The 18,742-nt window shown below is 69.4% G+C and carries 22 protein-coding genes; 5 read left to right on the top strand and 17 right to left on the bottom strand.

All coding sequences use genetic code 11. The features are described 5' to 3' along the window. The first annotated feature begins 51 nt into the window (after positions 1-51). The 3 genes from D9601_RS00205 to D9601_RS00195 are packed head-to-tail and all read left to right on the top strand — an operon-like array spanning position 52 to position 3,034. Complete coding sequence (locus tag D9601_RS00205; RefSeq protein WP_332837862.1) at positions 52-1,560, top strand: sensor histidine kinase; 1,509 nt, start codon at positions 52-54, stop codon at positions 1,558-1,560. Next, complete coding sequence (locus D9601_RS00200; RefSeq protein ID WP_198351946.1) at positions 1,557-2,003, top strand: response regulator; 447 nt, start codon at positions 1,557-1,559, stop codon at positions 2,001-2,003. Before D9601_RS00205 ends, D9601_RS00200 begins: the two co-directional genes overlap by 4 nt. Further along, positions 2,000-3,034, top strand: a complete 1,035-nt coding sequence (locus D9601_RS00195) for a response regulator (RefSeq protein ID WP_198351945.1) — start codon at positions 2,000-2,002, stop codon at positions 3,032-3,034. Before D9601_RS00200 ends, D9601_RS00195 begins: the two co-directional genes overlap by 4 nt. A gap of 20 nt (positions 3,035-3,054) precedes the next feature. On the opposite strand, the gene D9601_RS00190 is transcribed toward D9601_RS00195, so the two are convergent. Then, on the bottom strand, positions 3,055-3,849 hold the full coding sequence (locus D9601_RS00190; RefSeq protein WP_198351944.1) for an aldo/keto reductase: 795 nt from the start codon (positions 3,847-3,849) through the stop codon (positions 3,055-3,057). A gap of 73 nt (positions 3,850-3,922) precedes the next feature. Here D9601_RS00190 and D9601_RS00185 point away from each other — a divergent pair, with 73 nt between their 5' ends. Further along, positions 3,923-4,561 (top strand): DedA family protein, encoded by a 639-nt coding sequence (locus D9601_RS00185; RefSeq protein WP_198351943.1) that lies wholly within the window; start codon positions 3,923-3,925, stop codon positions 4,559-4,561. Here D9601_RS00185 and D9601_RS00180 read toward each other — a convergent pair. From D9601_RS00180 to D9601_RS00120, 13 genes are all read right to left on the bottom strand, one after another. Then, positions 4,539-5,930 carry a hypothetical protein gene (locus D9601_RS00180; RefSeq protein WP_198351942.1) on the bottom strand — a complete coding sequence of 464 codons (1,392 nt, stop codon included), beginning with the start codon at positions 5,928-5,930 and terminating at the stop codon, positions 4,539-4,541. The genes D9601_RS00185 and D9601_RS00180 overlap by 23 nt on opposite strands. Before the next feature lie 5 nt (positions 5,931-5,935). Beyond that, positions 5,936-6,412 carry a DUF2306 domain-containing protein gene (locus tag D9601_RS00175; protein WP_198351941.1) on the bottom strand — a complete coding sequence of 159 codons (477 nt, stop codon included), beginning with the start codon at positions 6,410-6,412 and terminating at the stop codon, positions 5,936-5,938. 242 nt (positions 6,413-6,654) lie between these two features. Then, positions 6,655-7,182, bottom strand: a complete 528-nt coding sequence (locus D9601_RS00170; RefSeq protein ID WP_198351940.1) for a hypothetical protein — start codon at positions 7,180-7,182, stop codon at positions 6,655-6,657. 13 nt (positions 7,183-7,195) lie between these two features. Further along, on the bottom strand, positions 7,196-7,729 hold the full coding sequence (locus D9601_RS00165) for a demethoxyubiquinone hydroxylase family protein (protein ID WP_198351939.1): 534 nt from the start codon (positions 7,727-7,729) through the stop codon (positions 7,196-7,198). Further along, positions 7,726-8,208, bottom strand: a complete 483-nt coding sequence (locus tag D9601_RS00160) for a disulfide bond formation protein B (protein ID WP_198351938.1) — start codon at positions 8,206-8,208, stop codon at positions 7,726-7,728. Before D9601_RS00160 ends, D9601_RS00165 begins: the two co-directional genes overlap by 4 nt. Further along, positions 8,205-9,560 (bottom strand): S41 family peptidase, encoded by a 1,356-nt coding sequence (locus D9601_RS00155; protein ID WP_198351937.1) that lies wholly within the window; start codon positions 9,558-9,560, stop codon positions 8,205-8,207. Before D9601_RS00155 ends, D9601_RS00160 begins: the two co-directional genes overlap by 4 nt. A gap of 101 nt (positions 9,561-9,661) precedes the next feature. Next, the gene (locus D9601_RS00150; protein ID WP_232473747.1) at positions 9,662-10,879 is read right to left on the bottom strand and encodes a murein hydrolase activator EnvC family protein; all 1,218 of its coding nucleotides are present in this window, start codon (positions 10,877-10,879) and stop codon (positions 9,662-9,664) included. 6 nt (positions 10,880-10,885) lie between these two features. Continuing rightward, positions 10,886-11,308 (bottom strand): 23S rRNA (pseudouridine(1915)-N(3))-methyltransferase RlmH, encoded by a 423-nt coding sequence (locus tag D9601_RS00145; protein ID WP_198353298.1) that lies wholly within the window; start codon positions 11,306-11,308, stop codon positions 10,886-10,888. A gap of 2 nt (positions 11,309-11,310) precedes the next feature. Further along, positions 11,311-11,682, bottom strand: a complete 372-nt coding sequence (gene rsfS / locus D9601_RS00140; RefSeq protein ID WP_198353297.1) for a ribosome silencing factor — start codon at positions 11,680-11,682, stop codon at positions 11,311-11,313. 43 nt (positions 11,683-11,725) lie between these two features. Continuing rightward, entirely contained in the window at positions 11,726-12,334 is a 609-nt protein-coding gene (locus D9601_RS00135; RefSeq protein WP_198351936.1) for a nicotinate-nucleotide adenylyltransferase, read from the bottom strand. After that, positions 12,331-12,615: a type II toxin-antitoxin system RelE/ParE family toxin gene (locus tag D9601_RS00130; protein WP_198351935.1), complete on the bottom strand. Its 285-nt coding sequence runs from the start codon at positions 12,613-12,615 to the stop codon at positions 12,331-12,333. Before D9601_RS00130 ends, D9601_RS00135 begins: the two co-directional genes overlap by 4 nt. Beyond that, complete coding sequence (locus D9601_RS00125) at positions 12,606-12,866, bottom strand: CopG family transcriptional regulator (RefSeq protein ID WP_198351934.1); 261 nt, start codon at positions 12,864-12,866, stop codon at positions 12,606-12,608. The genes D9601_RS00130 and D9601_RS00125 overlap by 10 nt, the downstream gene beginning before the upstream one ends. A 36-nt stretch (positions 12,867-12,902) precedes the next feature. Continuing rightward, a complete protein-coding gene (locus tag D9601_RS00120) occupies positions 12,903-14,156 on the bottom strand; it encodes a glutamate-5-semialdehyde dehydrogenase (protein ID WP_198351933.1) in 1,254 nt (417 codons plus the stop codon). 65 nt (positions 14,157-14,221) lie between these two features. On the opposite strand from D9601_RS00120, the gene D9601_RS00115 reads away from it, so the two are divergent. Next, a complete protein-coding gene (locus D9601_RS00115; RefSeq protein ID WP_198351932.1) occupies positions 14,222-15,304 on the top strand; it encodes a DUF3667 domain-containing protein in 1,083 nt (360 codons plus the stop codon). Positions 15,305-15,370: 66 nt separating this feature from the next. On the opposite strand, the gene D9601_RS00110 is transcribed toward D9601_RS00115, so the two are convergent. From D9601_RS00110 to D9601_RS00100, 3 genes are all read right to left on the bottom strand, one after another. Beyond that, positions 15,371-17,095 (bottom strand): aspartyl protease family protein, encoded by a 1,725-nt coding sequence (locus tag D9601_RS00110; RefSeq protein WP_232473746.1) that lies wholly within the window; start codon positions 17,093-17,095, stop codon positions 15,371-15,373. Positions 17,096-17,190: 95 nt separating this feature from the next. Continuing rightward, complete coding sequence (gene bla / locus D9601_RS00105; RefSeq protein ID WP_232473745.1) at positions 17,191-18,099, bottom strand: subclass B3 metallo-beta-lactamase; 909 nt, start codon at positions 18,097-18,099, stop codon at positions 17,191-17,193. 274 nt (positions 18,100-18,373) lie between these two features. After that, positions 18,374-18,742 (bottom strand): hypothetical protein, encoded by a 369-nt coding sequence (locus D9601_RS00100; protein WP_232473744.1) that lies wholly within the window; start codon positions 18,740-18,742, stop codon positions 18,374-18,376.

Genomic DNA, 18,742 nt, shown 5'->3' with positions numbered 1-18,742 from the left:
ATAGGCCGACCCCGGCTAGGCAAGCCAGCAGCCCTGCCCTAAGCACGCCAAGTGCTGGCTACCATCCGCAACCGCTTCACCGTCTCGCAGGAACGCTTCGGCCGCGTCATGCTGTCGTTCCTGGCAATCGGCTTCCTCGCCCTGGTCGCAGCCGGGATCGCCGCAGCCTGGGCGACGGCGCGCAACCAGGATCATAGCCGGGCGATCGTCCATACCTATGACGTCGAACTGTCGATCGCGACCGCGCGCCGCCTGATCGAACAGGCGGAGGCGTCGCGCCGCGGCTATCTGCTTACCGCCAATCCCGATTATCGCGACGGCTATCGCCGCTGGTCTGTGCAGCTGCCGCAGGCGCTCGATCGTCTGCAGCGGCTGACCAGCGACAATCCCCGCCAGCGCGCGACCATGGCCGAGCTGCGCCGGATGCTCGGCGCGCTGTTCGCCCTGCGCACCCAGTCGATCGCGCTGATCGAGCAGGGCCAGATGACCGAGGCGATGGTGCTGTTCCATCAGGAAGCCAGCGTCCGCCGCCTGACGATGATCCGCGCTGCCTTCGACCGAATGGCGACGGAGGAACGACGGCTGCTCGCGACCCGCGATGCGGCGCAGCGCGCCAGCCTGCGCACCTTCTACGTCATTCTCGCCGTCGCCGGCGTGCTGCTGGTCCTGGTGATGCTCGCCTCGTTGCTGACCATGATGCGCTACACCCGCGATCTCGCCGCGTCGCGCGACGACCTGCGCCGGTTCAACGAGCATCTCGAGGAGACCGTGCAGGAGCGCACCGCCGACCTCAGCCGCGCCAATGAGGAGATCCAGCGCTTCGCCTATATCGTCAGCCACGATCTGCGCTCGCCATTGGTCAACGTGATGGGCTTCACCGCCGAACTGTCCGCCGCGACGACGCCGCTGGCCGAATTGATCGACCGGGCGGAGGCGGAATGCCCCGGCCTCGTCACCGAGGATGCACGACTGGCGGTCCGCGAGGACCTGCCGGAGGCGATCGGCTTCATCCGCGCCTCGACGCAGAAGATGGATCGGCTGATCAACGCCATCCTCAAACTGTCGCGGGAGGGCCGCCGCGTCATCGCGCCGGAGCGGATCGACCCGGTCGCGGTGGTCGAGGGGATCGAGGGGTCGATCCGCCACGTGCTCGACGATCGCGGCGTGACGCTGACCATCGAGCGCCCGCTGCCGTCCCTCGTCACCGACCGCGTCGCGCTGGAACAGATCCTCTCCAACCTGATCGAGAACGCCTCCAAATATCTGCAACCTGGGCGGCCGGGTCGGATCGGCGTGGCGGGCGAGGAACGGCGCGGACGGGTGATCCTGTCGGTCACCGACAATGGCCGCGGCATCGATCCCCGTGATCACCAACGGATCTTCGACCTGTTCCGCCGCTCCGGGCCGCAGGACCAGCCCGGCGAAGGCATCGGACTGGCGCACGTCCGCGCGCTCGCCTATCGCCTCGGCGGGACGATCGAGGTGGACAGCACGCTCGGCGAAGGCGCCACCTTCCGCCTTTCCCTCCCCAAGACCTTTGAAGTGCAGGACAGCAAATGAACGCCCACCAATCCGTCGGCATCGTCATGATCGAGGATGACGAAGGCCACGCCCGACTGATCGAAAAGAACATCCGCCGCGCCGGCATCCTGAACGAGATCAAGCATTTCACCGATGGCACCCAGGCGCTCGACTTTCTGTTCGAGGCGCCCGACGGGCCCGCCAAGAACGGCCCGGCGCTGGTCCTGCTCGACCTCAATCTCCCTGACATGAGCGGCACGGACATCCTGGCCAAGATCAAGGCCGAAGGCAGCCCGCTCAAGCGTACGCCGGTCGTCGTGCTGACCACCACCGACGACAAGGTCGAGATCCAGCGTTGCTACGACCTCGGCTGCAACGTCTACATCACCAAGCCGGTGAATTACGAAAGCTTCGCCCAGGCGATCCGCCAGCTCGGCCTGTTCCTGTCGGTGATCCAGGTCCCCGAGATCGAGGAACAGTGAGCACCGATCCCCGCGTCCTGTACATCGACGACGACGCCGGTATCCGGCGGTTGGCGGCGCGTGCCCTGGCGCGGCGCGGCTATCAGGTGACCCTGGCCGACGGCGGCGCGGAGGGTCTGGCGCTGGCGACGGCGGAGCCGTTCGATCTGGTCGCGGTCGATCATTACATGCCGGGGATGGACGGGCTGGAGACGCTGGCCCGGCTCGCCGCTTTGCCGTCGCCGCCGCCGGTCGTCTATGTCACCGGCTCGGACGAGGGACGGATCGCGGTCGCGGCGCTGAAGGCGGGCGCGGCCGACTATGTCGTGAAGACGGTCGGCGAGGATTTCTTCGACCTGCTCGCCGCCATCTTCGCCCAGGTGCTCGACGCCTCGCGACTCTCGCGGGAGAAGGCGCTCGCCGAGGAGGCGCTGCGCGCCAGCAATGCCCGGCTCGAGGCGCTGCTCGGCGAGGTCAACCACCGCGTCGCCAATTCGCTCCAGCTTGTCTCGGCGATGGTCCGGCTGCAGGCGAGCGGCGTCGCCGATCCCGCCGCGCGCGCCGCGCTGGAGGACACGCAACGCCGTATCGGCGCGATCGCGCAGGTGCACCGCCGCCTCTATTCGGCGAACGATGTCGAGAGCGTCGACATGCGCGACTATCTCGGCTCGCTGATCGAGGAATTGAGCGAAACCCTGTCGAGCGACAGCGCGCCGCACCGGCTGCGTCTTGCCGCCGACCCGATCCGTCTGCCGACCGACCGCGCCGTGTCCTTGGGCGTGATCGTCACCGAACTGGTCACCAATGCGTGTAAATATGCCTATCCGGGCAGTGGCGGCGAGGTGCGCGTCGCGCTGACACAGCTGGACGACGCCTTCTTCCTGCTCGCGGTCGAGGACGACGGCTGCGGCATGCCGGCCGAGGCGGCGCCGAAGGGTACCGGGCTTGGCACGCGGATCATCCGCTCGATGGCGCAAAGCCTGCAGGCCGCCGTCGAATATGAGCCGTGCGAGCGCGGCGTCCGTGCGGTGCTGCGCGGGGCGGTCGGCTAGGCTCCAGCCACCGTCGCCGCTTACATCGTCCGAGGATCGGGGCCGATCCGCTGCTGCCGGTCGAGCCCGTCGATTGCCGCGACATCCTCCGCCGGCAGCGTCAGTTCCTGTGCCGCGACATTGTCGCGCAGATGCTCGGGGTCCGCCGCCTTGGGGATTACCGACAGGCCATGGGCGAGGTGCCAGGCGAGGATCACCTGCGCCGGCGAGCGGCCATGTTTGTCCGCGATGCCGGCGATCGTCGCGTCGCGCAGCAGCTCGCCGCCTTGGCCGAGCGGGCTCCAGCTCTGCGTGACGATGCCGTGCCGTTCGTGAAAGGCGCGTTCCTCGCGGCGCTGGTGATGCGGGTGCAGCTCGATCTGGTTGACCGCGGGCACGACGCCGGTCGCATCGATGATCCGCTCGAGATGGTCGGGCAGGAAGTTGGACACGCCGATCGATCGCGTCTTGCCGGCATCGCGCAGCTTCACCAGCGCCTGCCACGCTTCGACATAGCGATCCTGCCCCGGCGACGGCCAATGGATCAGATACAGGTCGACGCTGTCGCGGCCGAGCAGCGCCAGGCTCTCGTCGAGCGCCGCCTCGGCATCGCCCTGCCGGTCGTTCCACAATTTGGTGGTCAGGAACGCCTCCTCGTCGGTCATCCCCTCGCCGACGCCGCGTTCGTTGCCGTAGATCGCCGCCGTGTCGATCAGCCGCACGCCGAGGTCGAGGGCGCGGCGCACGGCCATCGCCGCCTGCGAATCCGGAATCTGCCAGGTGCCGAAGCCGAGCCGCGGCATCGTGCGGCCATCGTTGAGGGTAAGATCGTCCATCCGCCCCAAGCGCTTAGCGCGCACGCCGGTTCCCCCTTCCCTTACCCCTCGGGATCGGCCAAGCGCGGGTCCCATGTTCGAAAAGATCCTGGGCGTCCTTGCCACCTTCACCATCTGGGTGATCTCCAGCGGCGGCTATGTCGGCATCGCCATCCTGATGGCGATCGAAAGCGCGTGCATTCCACTGCCGTCGGAAATCATCATGCCGTTCGCCGGCTATCTGGTCTCGACCGGTCGCTTCGACCTCTATCTGGCGGCGACCGCGGGGGCGATCGGCTGCAACATCGGATCGATCGTCGCCTATGAGATCGGCAAGCGCGGCGGCCGGCCGGTGGCCGAACGCTGGGGCCGCTATCTACTAATCGGCCCGGGTGAGCTCGACGCGGCGGACCGGTTCTTCGCCCGCTGGGGCAGCATCGCCGTGCTGATCGGGCGATTGCTCCCGGTGATCCGCAGCTTCATCGCCTTTCCGGCCGGTGTCGCGCGGATGCGGCTGGTGCCGTTCCACGTCTATACCTTCCTCGGCTCCTGGCCCTGGTGCTTCGGCCTCGCCTGGGTCGGCATGAAGCTCGGCAGCAAGTGGAACAGCGATCCCCGGGTCAAGGCGGCCTTCCACCGTGCCGACTTGCTGATCGGTATCGTCCTCGTCGCATTGGTCGCCTTCTACTTCTGGCACCGCGTCCGCGGCCTCAAGCGCGCGCCGCACGCCTGACGCTGGCGACCAGCCAGCCGAGCATCGGCAGCGCAAGCGCCGCCCACCAGGCCAGGCCGAACCACGGCGACCAGCCGAACCATTCGCTGGCTACCGTGCGCAGCTCGCCGTCGGCGAACCGCCCGGCCAGCACCCAGTCCCACAGCGGGAAGGGTGTCGTCGGCGGCGCGAAGATCTCTGCGGCGGCGATGGCGGCATTGAGCGCGATCGATCCGCCGAGCAGGATCGCCGCCGCGATTCGCGAACGGCGCCCCGGCAGGATCGACCAGAGGGCGGCCAGGCCCACCGCCAGCGGCGCCACGGCCGGCATGGCGAGGCGCGGACCGGTCGTGTTGCCCCCTTCCCAATAGACATAGGCCGCGTTGACGAGCAGCGTGACCACGGCCGTCGCCATGCAGGTCAGGGCGAGGCCCCGGCGCGCGCCCTCGCCGTACAAGGCTGTGAGTCCGAACGGCGCGAGCAGCAGCACCGGCGCCACCCAGACCAGGCCGACCTTCCAGCCGACGAGGATCGCCGCCAGTGGTCCGGTGCGCGGCCAAATCAGCCCGAACAGCCCCTGATGCATGCCTTCCCACCCGACCACGCCGGAATAAGCGACGCGGAACGGCGTGCCGAAGACGAACAGATTGTAGCCGAGCACCGGCAGCACGCCGATCGCCGCGCCGCAGAATAGCAGGGCGATGAGGCGCGGCCAGTCAGGCCGTCGATCGAAGCGCAGCATGGCCCAAAGGCCGATCGCGCTGCCGGCGAGGATCGCCTGATGCTCGATCGCCACCGCTCCGCCCAGCGCCAGTCCGGCGAGCAGCGCCTGCCGCCCCCCGCCCCGCCAGATCGCCAAAAGCGCGATCAGGTAGAGGGCCGCGACCGGCGCATGCCCCATGACGGTCGTCGACCAGCCCCAGATCGGCGTGCCGAGCGCAAAGCCCAGGCTGGCGAACAATCCCGCCGCCGCGCTGCCGGCGGTCGCCAGAGCGAGGTCGAACAGCGCCACCGCCGCCAGCGCGGTCAGCACCGCCGCGCCACTTGCCGCGGCAAGCCGGGTGCGCAAGCGCAGCATCCGCTCGAATGCGGGCCCGACCGGCAGCACGCCGAAATCGGTGCCACGCTGCCCCGTCATCCAGTCCGCCACTACCACCGCGGGCAGCGCGAGCAGCGTCATGCCAGGCGCCTTGTCGAGGTAATAATGGCCGTCGAACATCGCCTTGTCGATCGTTTGCGACTGGTAGCGATCGATCGCGCCACCTTCGCCCTCCGCCAGGCTCATCGCCGCGAACATCCGCGTCGCATTGTTCGGATTGAGTTCCCACGAGCCGAACCAGGCGCAGCTGAACCAGACGAGCGCGAACAGGACGATGCGGATGCCGCGCATCGCGATCAGCCGAACAGCCAGTGGCCGAGCATCCGCCCGAACGGGAAGGTGAACACCCCCGCGATCAGCAGGGCGCCCGTCACCATCGCACGGACGCCCCGGCGGTGGCGGTCGACGCGATGCGTGCGGGCGGCGTGCCAGAGCAGCGGCACCTGCACCAGCGTGAAGGCAGAAAGCAGGTGGATCAGGCTGAAGCCGCCATGATTGGTCTGGCGGATGCCGAAGGACAGGGCTGCGGTCAGCACCATCGCCACGACCCAGATCGTGCCGAGCCGGCGATGGCGACGGTCGCCGCGGCGCCCCAGCAGCATCACCGGCGTCAGCGCCAGCGCGACGATGATCGTGGCGAGATGCGCCCAGACCAGCATCGGCACCCGCCCCCAGTCGGCCTGGCCGCGGGCGATCGCCACCAGCACGACGGCGAGCAGCAGTGCGGCGGCGTAAGCGAGGATCCGCTCGTAGCCGTCCGCGGCGAAAGGCATCCGTGGCCGAAGTTGGTCGATCGTCGTTGCCACGGCATCCCCCTCTGCGGCCTCTCCTCCAGACTATCCCCTCGACACGCGATGCGAAAGGAGGTGGCCGCGTTCCGCTTACGTCTCTTCGTCATCCCGGACTGGTTCCGGGATCCACCGTGCCGCAAACTCATCGACCGTTCGGCACGATGATCAGTGGATGCCGGAACTAGTCCGGCATGACGAAGGAGGGAACGGCACCAAAGCCCCCCTCACTGCCCCCAGGTCGCTTCCGCCTTCTGCTGTTTGCGCTCTTCTCTCGCCGCGCGCGCCTGTTGGGCGAAACAGCCGGACTGGCCGCCGGCGCCGACAACCGAGCAACTGCCGGTGCTCGACACGCCGACACCGGTATCGAGCACGCCCTTGGCGCGTGCCGCCCAGCTCTGATTCTGCGGCGTGATCTGCAGATCGCGCAACTCCTTAGGCACGCGATATTGCTCCTGCGCGCTGCGCCGCTCGCACACCACGATCTCCGCGCCGTCGCTGTTCGTCGGGCAACGCTCGTTGCCGTAGAGGACCAGCACGCCGTTGATCGGCGCGCGCTTGGCGACCTCGCCCGGCCCCTGCACCGGCTTGGGCTTGACCGCACCGGGTAGCGCCGGCGCCGGGGTGACGAACAGCGGCTTGGCGTCGGCGGCGCTCGTCGCCGGGGCCGCGGTGGTCGCGGCCGGCGTGCTACGCTGCTGCGCCACCGCCGGCGTGGCCATGGCCAGCACGGCCAGGGTCAGGGAAAGACGCATCACCAAACTCCCGTCAGATCCTCTTGGCAGCCGCGATCGCCACCTTGCACCCCATCCGGATCAGCCCGAACATCACCGGATAGGCGATCGCATTTTCCGCACCCGCGCCGATCGCATGGTCGCGATGCTCCAATTCCTCCGCCTGGAAATCGGCGATCGCTTCCGACAGAACGGGCTCGCTGTCGCCAAGCTCGTCGAGCTGCGCCTGATAATGTTTGTCGATCTCGGTCTCGACCGCCGCGGTGCAGGCCATCGCCGCCTCCGGGCCGATCGCCGCGGTCACCGCGCCGAGCGCGAAGCCGGCGACGTTCCAGAACGGCTGGAACAGCGTCGGGCGAACGCCGCGTTCCGCGATCAGCCGGTCAAAGAAGGCGCGATGCCGCTCCTCCTGCACCGCCATATGGTGGATCGCCCGGCTGGCGGGATGGCGGTCGCCGAGCACCGCGAGCTGCCCCGCATAAATGCGCGTCGCGCCATATTCGCCCGCCTGATCGACGCGGATCATCGCCTCGACCGGCTCGCGCCGGTCACCCGGTTTCCAACTCATCGGCTCTTCCTCATCAGCACGAGGACGGTGAACGCGCCGGCGAGCGAGAAGATCGCATTGAAGCCGGCGAGCGAGACGCCGGCGAGCGTCCACTGGGGCGCGTCGCAGCGCACGATCGGCGCCTTCATCAGCGCGTCGAGCCGCGCCGCCGCATCGAGCCCGCGCAGGTCGACGGTGGAGGTGCAGGCGGTGAAGCCGTTCCACCAATGATATTCGACGCCGGCATGCAGCACGCCGATCACACCCGATACCGCGACCAGCAGTGCGGCGACGATCACCAGCGCCTTGGCGACGCTACGCTGCGGCACCACAAACGCGAGCAGGGCGAAAGGCAGCGCGGCATAATGCGGCCAGCGCTGCCAATGGCACATCTCGCACGGGTACAGGTGCCCGAACAGCTGCGATCCCCAGGCGCCGGCAAGCAGCGCGGCAGGGAGCAGCAGCGCGATCCACCGCGCGAGCCGTTGGTTGCGGGTCATTGCGCCGGCGCGGGCGTCTTGACCGGCCGCGGCGCGGTCGCCGCCGCCACCTGCGTCGGGCCGCCGAGCCGTGCAACGGTCTTCAGCGCATAATAGAGCTGGAAGTCGTCGATGCCCTGCTTCTTCAATTGCTCCGCGGTCATGCCGAAGCGCGGATCGTCCTTGTTGTCCTCTTCGAGGATCTTGTCGTCCGCCTTGACCTCGTTGATCAGGTGGCGGCGCAGGTCCGCCTCGCGGAAGACGGGGCGCGTCTTGAAATCGGGGTCGCTGATCTGCGGCACCTTGATGTCCGGCTCGATGCCGCCTTCCTGCACGCTGCGCCCCGACGGGGTGTAATAGCGCGCGGTGGTCAGGCGCAGCGCGGTCTTGGGCCCGAGCGGCAGCAGCGTCTGTACCGATCCCTTGCCGAAGCTGCGCTCGCCCATGATCAACGCGCGGTGATGATCCTGCAACGCGCCGGCGACGATCTCGGAGGCGGAGGCGGTGCCGGGATTGGTCAGCACGATCACCGGCAGGCCGTGCGCGTCGTCGCCCGGCTTGGCGAAATAGCGCTCGATATCGGTCTTCTCGCGGCCGCGCTGCGAGACGATCTCGCCATGGTCAAGGAAGGCGTCGCTGACCGCGATCGCCTGCGTCAGCAAGCCGCCGCCATTGTCGCGCAGGTCGACGACGTAGCCGAGCGGGCGGTGGCCCAGGCTCTTGTCGATCGCCATGATCGCCGCGCGCGTGTCGGCGCCGGTATTCTCGGAGAAGGTATTGATGTTGATGTAGCCGACCTGGCCGCGCACCTCCCATTTCACCGGCTTCTGCACGATCACCTCGCGCGTCATGGTGACGTCGATCGGCTTGTCGTGGCCGGGACGGACCAGCGTCAGGCTGATCTTGGACCCCGGCTTGCCGCGCATCAGGCCGATCGCCTCGTCCAGCGTGTCGCCGTAGATCAGCTTGCCGTCGATATGGGTGATATAGTCGCCCGACTTGACGCCGGCGCGATAGGCGGGCGTGTCCTCCTGCGGGGCGACGACCTTGACCGCGCCGTCCTCCATCTGGACGGTCAGGCCGAGCCCGCCATAATTCCCCTCGGTCTGGATGCGCAGATTGTCATAGTCGAGCGCGTCGACGTAGCTGGAATGGGGATCGAGCGCCGCGAGCATGCCCTGGATCGCGCCCTTGATCAGCGTCTTGTCGTCGACCTTGTCGACGTAATCGGCCTTCACGCGGTTGAACACGTCGAGGAACTGATCGAATTCGCGGTAGGTGTCGGTGTCGACCGCGGCCATGGCCTGGGTCGCGAGCGGTATCAGGCAAAGCGAACCGAGGATCGCGGTCGCGGTAAGCAGCGGACGGGCCATCGAAAATCCTGAAGGCGACAAAAGCGGACCTGATCCTAGCGGGTATCGGATGACAATCAAAGCACGGCGGCGCTGAACGGCGGGTGAGCGGCGCCCCGCGATCAGCCGAGCAGCGCGACGATATCCATCGGCCGGCCACGGCGCCGCAGTTCCACCGTCACCTCGGGCTCGGCGCCCGAGCCGGCCCGACCGATCGGCGCGCCGGCCGCGACCCGCTGGCCCGGCCTGACCGCCGCACGGCCCAGACCGGTGACCAGCGACGTCCAGCCGTCACCGTGATCGACGATGACGATCGTGCCATAGTCGCGGAAGCGGCGGGCGTAGCGGATCGTCCCCGCCGCCGGCGCGATCACCATGGCGCCCGGCCGCACGGCGAGCGTCAATCCGCGTGCCCGTACGCCGGCGGCGGACAGTTCGTCCAAGCCCGTCACCAGCCGCCCCTGCACCGGCAGCCGATAGACGCCGCGCGGCCGCGCCGGGGCTCGTGCGCCCGGCGCCAGCGGGCGCGGCAGCGGACCGGGCAAGGCGGCAAGGTCGGCGGCGGTCGCCTGCGCGACATCGCCCTCGGCCAGCCGGTCGACCAGATCGCGCGCCCGTTCGCCCAGCGCAAGGGCGCGATCCTCCTCGCTCATCGCGCCGCGGCCCAGCGCCTGGCTGCGCGAACGATGCGCCGCTTCCGCCTGGGCCAGCGCGGTCCGGTCGGCCTCCAGCCGCGCCCGCCCCTCGCGCAGCGCCGCGGCGGCGGCGGCGGCACTCACCTGTAGCGACCGGGTGCGGTCGATCGCGGCCCGCACGTCCGTGGTATCGGCGCGGATCACCGGCAGCGCACCGCCAAGCACGGCGCGGACATGGACGAGGTCGTCGACCGATCCCGGCTGCGCCACCGCCGCCACCGTCGGCCGCCGCGCCAGCGATTGGAGCGCCGCCAGCAACCGTGCCAGCGGTGCCTGTCGGGTCGCCAGATCGGCCTGTTGCTCGGCAAGCAATCGGGCGACCATCGCGCTGCGGGTCCGGGCGGCGGTCAGATTCGCCTCCGCCGCCGTGACCCGCGCCGCCAGGGCGACCTCCTCCGCACGCGCGCGCTCCGCCGCCCCGCGCTCCGCCGCCGCCCGCTTGGCCAGGGCTTCGGCTCGCGCCGCCGCCGCCACCGATTCGCGCTTCGCCATCGCCAGCCGCATGCGCTGGTCCGCGAGCGACTGTCCGCTCGCCGCGACGCTGCCGGACAGCAGCAACGCCGTCGCGAGCCACAGCGCCGGTTGGGGGCGGCGAGTCCGCCAATCGCTGATCAAACCGCCGCTAGGAAGCCACGGGGCCATCATCGCGCCCTACCCTTCCCGATGGTAGGGATGCCCCGCCAGGATGCTGGTCGCGCGGAACAATTGCTCGGCCAGCATCGCCCGCGCCAGCAGGTGCGGCCAGGTCGCGCGGCCGAAGGACAGCAACAGGTCCGCCTCCGCCCGTTCGGCATCGCCGAAGCCGTCCGCCGCGCCGATCAGGAAGCGGGCCTCGCGCACGCCGTCGTCGCGCCAGCGTTCCAGCCGTCGGGCGAAGTCGAGCGAGCCGAGCACCTCACCCTTTTCGTCGAGCAGCACCCGCCGCGTCTGCGCTTCCAGCGGCGGCATGCGACCGCCGGTGTCGGGCAGTTCGGAGATACGCGTCGGCCAGGCGATCCGCTTCAGATAGCGGTCGACCAGATCGGCTTCGGGCGAGCGCCCGATCCGGCCGCGCGCGACGATATGAAGAAGGATGCTCAGGCCTGCGTCGGCTGGCCCGGCGCCGCCGGGGCCTCACCGAACTGCCACATCCGCTCCAGATTGTAGAAGGAGCGAACCTCGGGACGGAACAGGTGAACGATCACGTCACCGGCGTCGAGCAGCACCCAATCGGCCGCGGGCAGCCCCTCGATGCGCACGATGCGGCCGAACTCGGCCTTGATCTTCTCGGCGAGCTTGGTCGCCATCGACGCGACCTGGCGCGTCGAACGGCCACTGGCGATCACCATAAAATCGGCGATCGACGATTTGCCGGCGAGCGGGATCGATACCGCCTCCACCGCCTGGTCATCGTCGAGGGAGGCCATCACGAGTCGATGCAGCGCCTCGACCTCGGCCGGATCGGACATCGGCGCGGCACGCGAGGGTGCAGCCTGGGGGGTCGTCGCCAAGTTAGCTCCTGGGTTGCTGGACCGGTTGGCGCCGGTGCCAGTCGGGATCGGCCGCGCGGGCCGCGGTCGCGGACGTCGGGTCGGGGCGGAAGTGCAGCAGCACGAGGGCCGGCAATCTCCACGTCGTCCAATCGTTCGCCTGGTCTGCGGGCCGTTGGAAGCGTCGCAGCCAGCCCATCGCGACACTCGCGAGGGCCTTATCATCATACCCCGGACGGGCGATCACCGCAATCGGCATCGTGCGGGCGACCTCGCGCCAGCCGCGCCAGCGGTGGAACTGCGCCAGATTGTCCGCCCCCATCAGCCAGATGAAGCGCGTCTTGGGGTAGCGGCGGCGCAGCTTGCGCAGCGTGTCGAGCGTGTAGCGCGTGCCGAGCCGGACCTCGATGTCGGTCGCACGGATCGGCGCGCGCCGCGCCATCGCCCGCGCCGAGCCGAGCCGTGCGGCGAACGGCGCCATGTCCGGTGCGCCGTCCTTCAGCGGATTGCCCGGCGAGACCATCCACCACGCCTCGTCGAGATCGAGAACGCGGATCGCCGCCAGCGTGATCCGCCGATGCCCACGATGCGCCGGGTTGAACGAGCCGCCAAGCAGTCCGATGCGGGTCAAGACGGCAGCTGCCAGTCCTCGCGTTCGTGATGCACGCGCAGCACTTCCACAGCGTTCCCGACTATCCGATAGCGAAGCAGATAGGGGCTATTGCGCACCCGCAGCAGTCGGTGTCCGCTCGGCAACGGCCTCCCGGCACGCGGAAAGTCACGCAGGAAAGCCGCCCGCGCCCGCACCGCGCTGATCAGACGCAGCGCAACCCCGGGATTGGCCTCTTTCGACAGCCATTCGTCGATACCACGAATGTCCCCCAGTGCGGGCAGCGTCCATTTCACCCGCATTGCGCGCGATATTTGGCAATCATCGCATCGAGTTCGGCCATGACGTCCTCGTGCGACACGAATTCACCACGATCGGCGGCATCCACACCCGCCTGGATGAAGGCGTCGAAATCGTCGTCGGTTTCCGCCGCGCGCCGGATCGCCTCGGCCGCGAATTCGGGGCCGGTCATGCCACGGCGGCTGGCGACGCGTTCGACCATCGCCATCGTTTCGGCATCGATTTCGGTGGTGATCGGCTGAAGGCTGGCCATGGTTGCCATATAGGCGATACGCCGCCCCCGCTCAACTCAACCGCGCACCTGCCCAGTGCCGCGGCCGATCCATTTGTATGTCGTCAGCCCCTCCAGCGCCACCGGCCCGCGCGCGTGAAGCCGCCCGGTCGCGATGCCGATCTCCGCGCCAAGGCCGAATTCGCCACCGTCGGCGAATTGCGTCGAGGCGTTCCACAAGACGATCGCCGAATCGACCGCGGTCAGGAAGCGCTCCGCCACGGCCGGGTCGTCCGCGACGATCGCATCGGTATGGTGCGAGCCATGCGCGGCGATATGGGCGATCGCCTGCTCGACTCCGTCGACCATCGCGACTGAGGCGATGGCGTCGAGATATTCGGTGTCCCAATCGGCCGCGTCGGCGATGGCGACGCCAGGCACCAGCGCCGCGGCGTGATCGTCGCCACGCACCTCGCACCCCGCATCGCGCAAGGCTGCGATCAGCGCGCCCGCATCGGCGAAGGCCCGGTCGATCAGCAACGTCTCCATCGCCCCGCAGATGCCGGTACGGCGCAGCTTGGCGTCGAGCACGATCCGCCGCGCCATCGCCGGGTCGGCAGACGCATCGACATAGACGTGGTTGATGCCGTCGAGATGCGCGAGCACCGGCACCCGCGCCTCCGCCTGCACCCGCGCGACCAGGCTCTTGCCGCCGCGCGGCACGACCAGGTCGATGACCCCGTCCGCGGCCAGCATCGCCCCTACTGCGGCGCGGTCGGTGGTCGGCACCAGCTGCACCGCATCCGCCGGCAGTCCTGCCGCCGCGAACCCCTGCGCCAGCGTCGCATGGATCGCGGCGTTGCTGTGCACCGCCTCCGATCCGCCGCGCAGGATCGCCGCATTGCCGGCCATGACGCACAGCGCCGCGGCATCGGCGGTGACGTTGGGCCGCGATTCGTAGATGATGCCGATCACCCCGATCGGCACCCGGACGCGCGACAGTTCCAGCCCGTTCGGCCGCGTCGTCCAGTCGATCACCTGCCCGACCGGATCGGCGAGCCCGGCGACCACTTCCACCCCCGCCGCCATCGCGGCGATCCGCCCCTCGTCGAGCCGCAGCCGGTCGAGCATCGCCCCCGACAGGCCGCGTTCGGTCGCCGCGGCCATGTCCTGCGCATTGGCATCCGCGATCGCCGGCGCCTCGGCGCGCAGCGCCGCCGCCGCCGCCCGCAGCCCGTCCGCCTTGCGCGTAGTCGGCAGCCCCGCCAGCGACGTGGCGGCGGTGCGGGCACGGCGTCCCATCTCGGCGATCAGCATGGCGGGGTCGGTCATCGTCCCTTTGCTAACACGCTGATCCCCCTTGCGCCACGCCGCGGGCCTTGCCACCCTCCCGTCCCATGTCGGGGGATATCGCTGCAGCAGCAGACATCGTCACGGGTGCGCTCGCCGCCCGTTCCATCGAACCGTCCGCGGGGGAGGCGCACGGCCACGGCCATGCCGGCGCGCTGTGCCTCAATTGCGGGACTCGTTTGATCGGTTCGCACTGTCACGCCTGCGGCCAGTCGGCGCACGTCCATCGCTCGGTCGGCGCGATCGGGCATGAGATCGCCCATGGCGTCTTCCATTTCGAAGGCAAGATCTGGCGGACGCTGCCGATGCTGATCATGCGCCCGGGCGAACTGACCCGCCGCTACATCGCGGGCGAGCGTGCCCGCTTCGTTTCGCCGCTCGCCCTGTTCCTGTTCACCGTCTTCCTGATGTTCGCGACGATCAGCGCGCTGGGCGGCGACATCGCCGAACTGGCGACGCCGGGTGAGATCGGTCGGCATGTCGTCGGCCTCGCCAAGGGCGTCGAGCGGGTCCAGCACCAGCTCGACGAGGCGCAGAAGTCGCGGGCGGAGCTGGTCGCGGCGGGCAAGTCGACGGCCAAGATCGATCAGAGCATCGCCGAGCTGCAAACCGCGGTCACCGCCCTGAAGCGCACGCAGGCGGGTACCGCCGGCGACGGCGATCGGTCCGACTTCACCTTCACCAACGCCCGGACCGGCTGGGACAAGCTCGACCACGGTCTGGAAAAGGCCAACAAGAACCCCGGCCTCGCGCTCTACAAGCTGCAATCCAGCGCGTACAAATACAGCTGGCTGCTGATCCCGATCTCCACCCCCTTCGTCGCCCTGCTGTTCCTGTGGCGGCGGCGGTTCGGCCTGTACGACCATGCGATCTTCGTCACCTACAGCCTCGCCTTCATGATGCTGATGGTGATCGCGCTGATGCTCGGCGGGGTCATCGGCCTGTGGCCCGGCTTCATCGTGTTCACGGTGTTTCTGCTGCCGCCGATCCACATGTACCGCCAGTTGCGCGGCGCCTATTCGCTCCGCCGCGTCTCCGCACTGTGGCGGACGGTGGCGCTGCTGGTCTTCGCCTGGACCGCACTGATCGCCTTCGTCACGCTGCTGCTGCTCCACGGCCTGACCGACTAGGGTCTGATCCCCTGACGTGGAAGCGGCACCGGCCCCGATCCAACTTGGTGGATCGGACCCTAAGCCCTACAAGCCATAGCGCTTGGCGCGGTCCGGCAGCGTGCGGTCAACGGCACGCGCCGCGGCGAGATCGGCATCGGCCTGAGCAATCTGCCCCTGGCGCCGCTCCACCACCGAGCGGCCGTAGAGCGACCAGCCGAGCTTGGGGTTGATCGCCAGCGCCGCCGCGAAATCCCGGCTCGCCGCGGCATCGTCGCCCTGGCGCAGCGCGACCAGGCCGCGACTGTCGAGGAACGACGCATTGCTCGGCACCGCACGCACCGCCGCATCGCAATCGCTGCGCGCCTTGTCGAGATCGCGATTGGCGAGGACGCGCGCCCAGCAGCGGCCGTTCTGCGCCTGGCTGCGATGCGCGTCGTCGCGATGCGTCGCCAGCCAGCTGTCATATTGACCGATCGCCGCGTCGAAGGCGTCGGCGGCCGAATAGAGCTGGCCGAGCGCCATACGCCGCGCGTCCTCGCGCGGCAGCCGCGCGCTGATCGCGTCGAGGTCGCTGATGCTGCCCCCCAGATTGCCGGCGCGCAGCCGCACCTGGGCGCGAATCAGCTGCGCCTCGAGATCGTTGGGATCGAGCGTCAGCGTCGTGTTGAGGTCGTCGAGCGCGAGCACCGGTCGCCGCTGCGCCAGATAGACGAGCGCCCGCTGGCGCGGAAAGCGCGGATCCTTCGGCGCCAGCGTAATCGCCTGGGTATAGGCATCGATCGCATGCGGCAGGTCGCGCTGGGTCTGGAACATCGCCGCGCGTCGCGCCCAGCCGTCGGCATCGGTCGGCGCCGCCTCGGGCGCGCCGGAGGCGACGACGCTGCCGGCCGGGTCGATATGCGCGCCCATGTCGAACAGCCGGCCGCCGGTGTAGGTGAAATACATCCGCCGCTGCGCGTTCGACACGAAGATGCGGTGCGAGATGAAATAGTCGGCACCGATCAGCATGTCGGTGTCGAGATCGCCGAGATCGGCGATGCGCAGCCGGACGTTGTGCAGTTCCTCGTCGCCGATCTTGATCACGGCGAACTTGCCGATCCAGCCCTGCACCACGCGCTTGCCGAGCCCGGTCTGCCAGCCGGCCGTCTCGACGCCGGGATCGCCGGGATGGACGCCCGCCTTGGCCGCCGCGCGCAGCGTCACCACCGTCTGCGCCGCACCGGTGTCGAAGGTCGCGCGCAGCTTCGCGCCGTCCAGCTCGACCGCGCCGACCGTATGGTTGCGTGCGGCTTCCTTGCTTTCGATCGGCAGGGCGAAGAACGGCTTGCCCGCGCTCCAATAGGCCAAGGCGGTCTTGCCGCAGCCCGTCGTCTTGAACAGCCGCACCGCGCCGTCGGGCAAATCATATTCGACGTCCGCCAGCCCGAGCACGTTCTGGCCGAGCAGCCCTGTCTGGCCGATGTCGGTGCCGCCGACGACGAACTGGACGTCGTTCAGGTCGAACCCCGCCAGGCCGAAATGACGGACGCGCGCGACGCTGGCATCGCTGGTGCCGCCGATGCCGCGCAGCCGCAGGCCGCCGGGCATGTTGACGGCGGGAAGGTCGAGCGCCTTGGCGACCGGCGGCGAGATCGTGCTGAAGAAGGCGCCGCTGTCGACGATGAAGGGCGCGGGCTTGCCGTTGATCGTGGTCTGCACGATCGGGCGTAGCCCCTGCATCGTCACCGCCAGCTCGGCCACCTTGCCGACCTTGCAGGTCTCCGCCGCCGCCGGGGCGGCGGTCGCCACCGCCAGAACCGCGATCGCCATGCCGACACCGTTTCGCATCCCACCCCCCTGTCACCGCCCATCGGGTCGACCGGCAGCATCGCCGATCAGGGTAGAAGCGCAAGCTGACAATCGGCTTACAGCATTGGCTTGCCGCCCGGCCGGCGTTCCCTGGCCAGCCGCGCGTCGAGCGCAATGCGCCCGGCGGCGGCATAGTCGCGACACGCGGTCGGCGAAGCGAGTGGCTTGCGGCCATCGAGCCGCGCGTACAGGTCGCTGGCGCCCGGATGCGGGGTGACGATCAGCTCGCACGGCAAAGCAGCGACCGTCGCCAGCGCGGCCCGGAAGCGGCTGACATAGGCCGGGTGATCGGTGAAGCGATAGGCGTCGGTCGATACGGCGCTGACACTGTCGGCATAAACGACGCGGCGACAGGTCGTGCCGGCGCAACTGCGCCACGTCCATGACGTGCTGCCCGGCGCATGGCCCGGCGTCGCGTGCGCGGTCAGACGCAGATCGCCCAGCGTCACCACGCCATTGTCGCGGACGACCCGGTCGACGCGGACGCCGGCGAATTCCGGCCGGTTCGACGTTCGCTGCGGATCGTCCGCCGCCGGCACCGCGCGCTCCAGCATCGGTCGAGCCACCATGGTCGCGATCATCTGCGCGCCCGTCGCCCGCTTCAGCGCGGCGAGCCCGCCGGCATGGTCCTGATGCTCGTGGCTGGACAGCAGGATCTTGACGTCCCCCGGCCGCAGACCCAACCGCCGGATATTGGCGAGGATGTTCGGCACTGCCTGCGCCGTCGCCGCGTCGATGACGATCGCTCCGGCCGACCCGACGATCAGCGGCACGGTGATCCCGCAGCTGCCGATGTCGTAGACATTGGCGAAGATGCGGATCGGCGGGGCGGAATCGGCCCAGCCTTCCCTGCCCGCACAGGCGCGGCGGTGCTCGGCGATGCTGGCCGGATGCAGCGCGGTCGGCGCTGCGGTCGCACCGGGCGATGCGGCTGCCGCCAGCATGACGATTGAGGCCGTGCGCATGACGTGTCTCCCCTAGGTTGGGCGCGTCCGACGCGCTCGCCCCGCCCGCTTACGCCAGACGTCCGCTCCGCAGAAGCCGGCGCGCGATCCGGCCGGTCAGGAGGGACGCGCCGCGCCGGTCCATCGCGTCCGTCGCGTTCCTGTGCGGGCATGGCCGCTGTACGGCAGACTCGTCAGCACAGCCGAACGTCCCGCCGCGCAGGGCGCCTTTGCCGAGGCATGGCGTGGACATGACGCATCCACCCGACCTCGTTAAAGCCGCCCGCTCACTCCCTCACCCGCACGGAAAGCGCTTGGCCAGCACCCGCGCATAGCCGTCCTTGAGCGGCAGCCGCTTTTCCGCCGGGGTCAGCTCGTCGAGCCCCGACAGCATGTCGAGAATGCCGAGCGATTCGCCCTCCGGGATACAGGCGATCGGCGGCTTGCCCGCCGCGGCGCGGGCGGCGCGATCCGCCTTCAGCTCGCGCGTCGCCGCATCCGCCTCGGCCTTCAGCATCGGATAGTCGGGGTTGGTCAGCGCGGTAAACGGATTGGCGCGCAGCGGCGCAGCCTTGGTCAGGAAGGTCCCGACCGTGATCGCCGCCGCGGCGGGCGAGGCGACGAGCAGCGGAGCGGCCACGGCGGCCGCAAGAAATACTGGCAA

Origin of the sequence: Sphingomonas sp. MA1305, from assembly GCF_016107325.1 — a bacterium.
Lineage (GTDB): Bacteria > Pseudomonadota > Alphaproteobacteria > Sphingomonadales > Sphingomonadaceae > Sphingomonas.
Note: the sequence above shows the minus strand (reverse complement) of the source record. Positions and strands in the feature narration are given on the sequence as shown.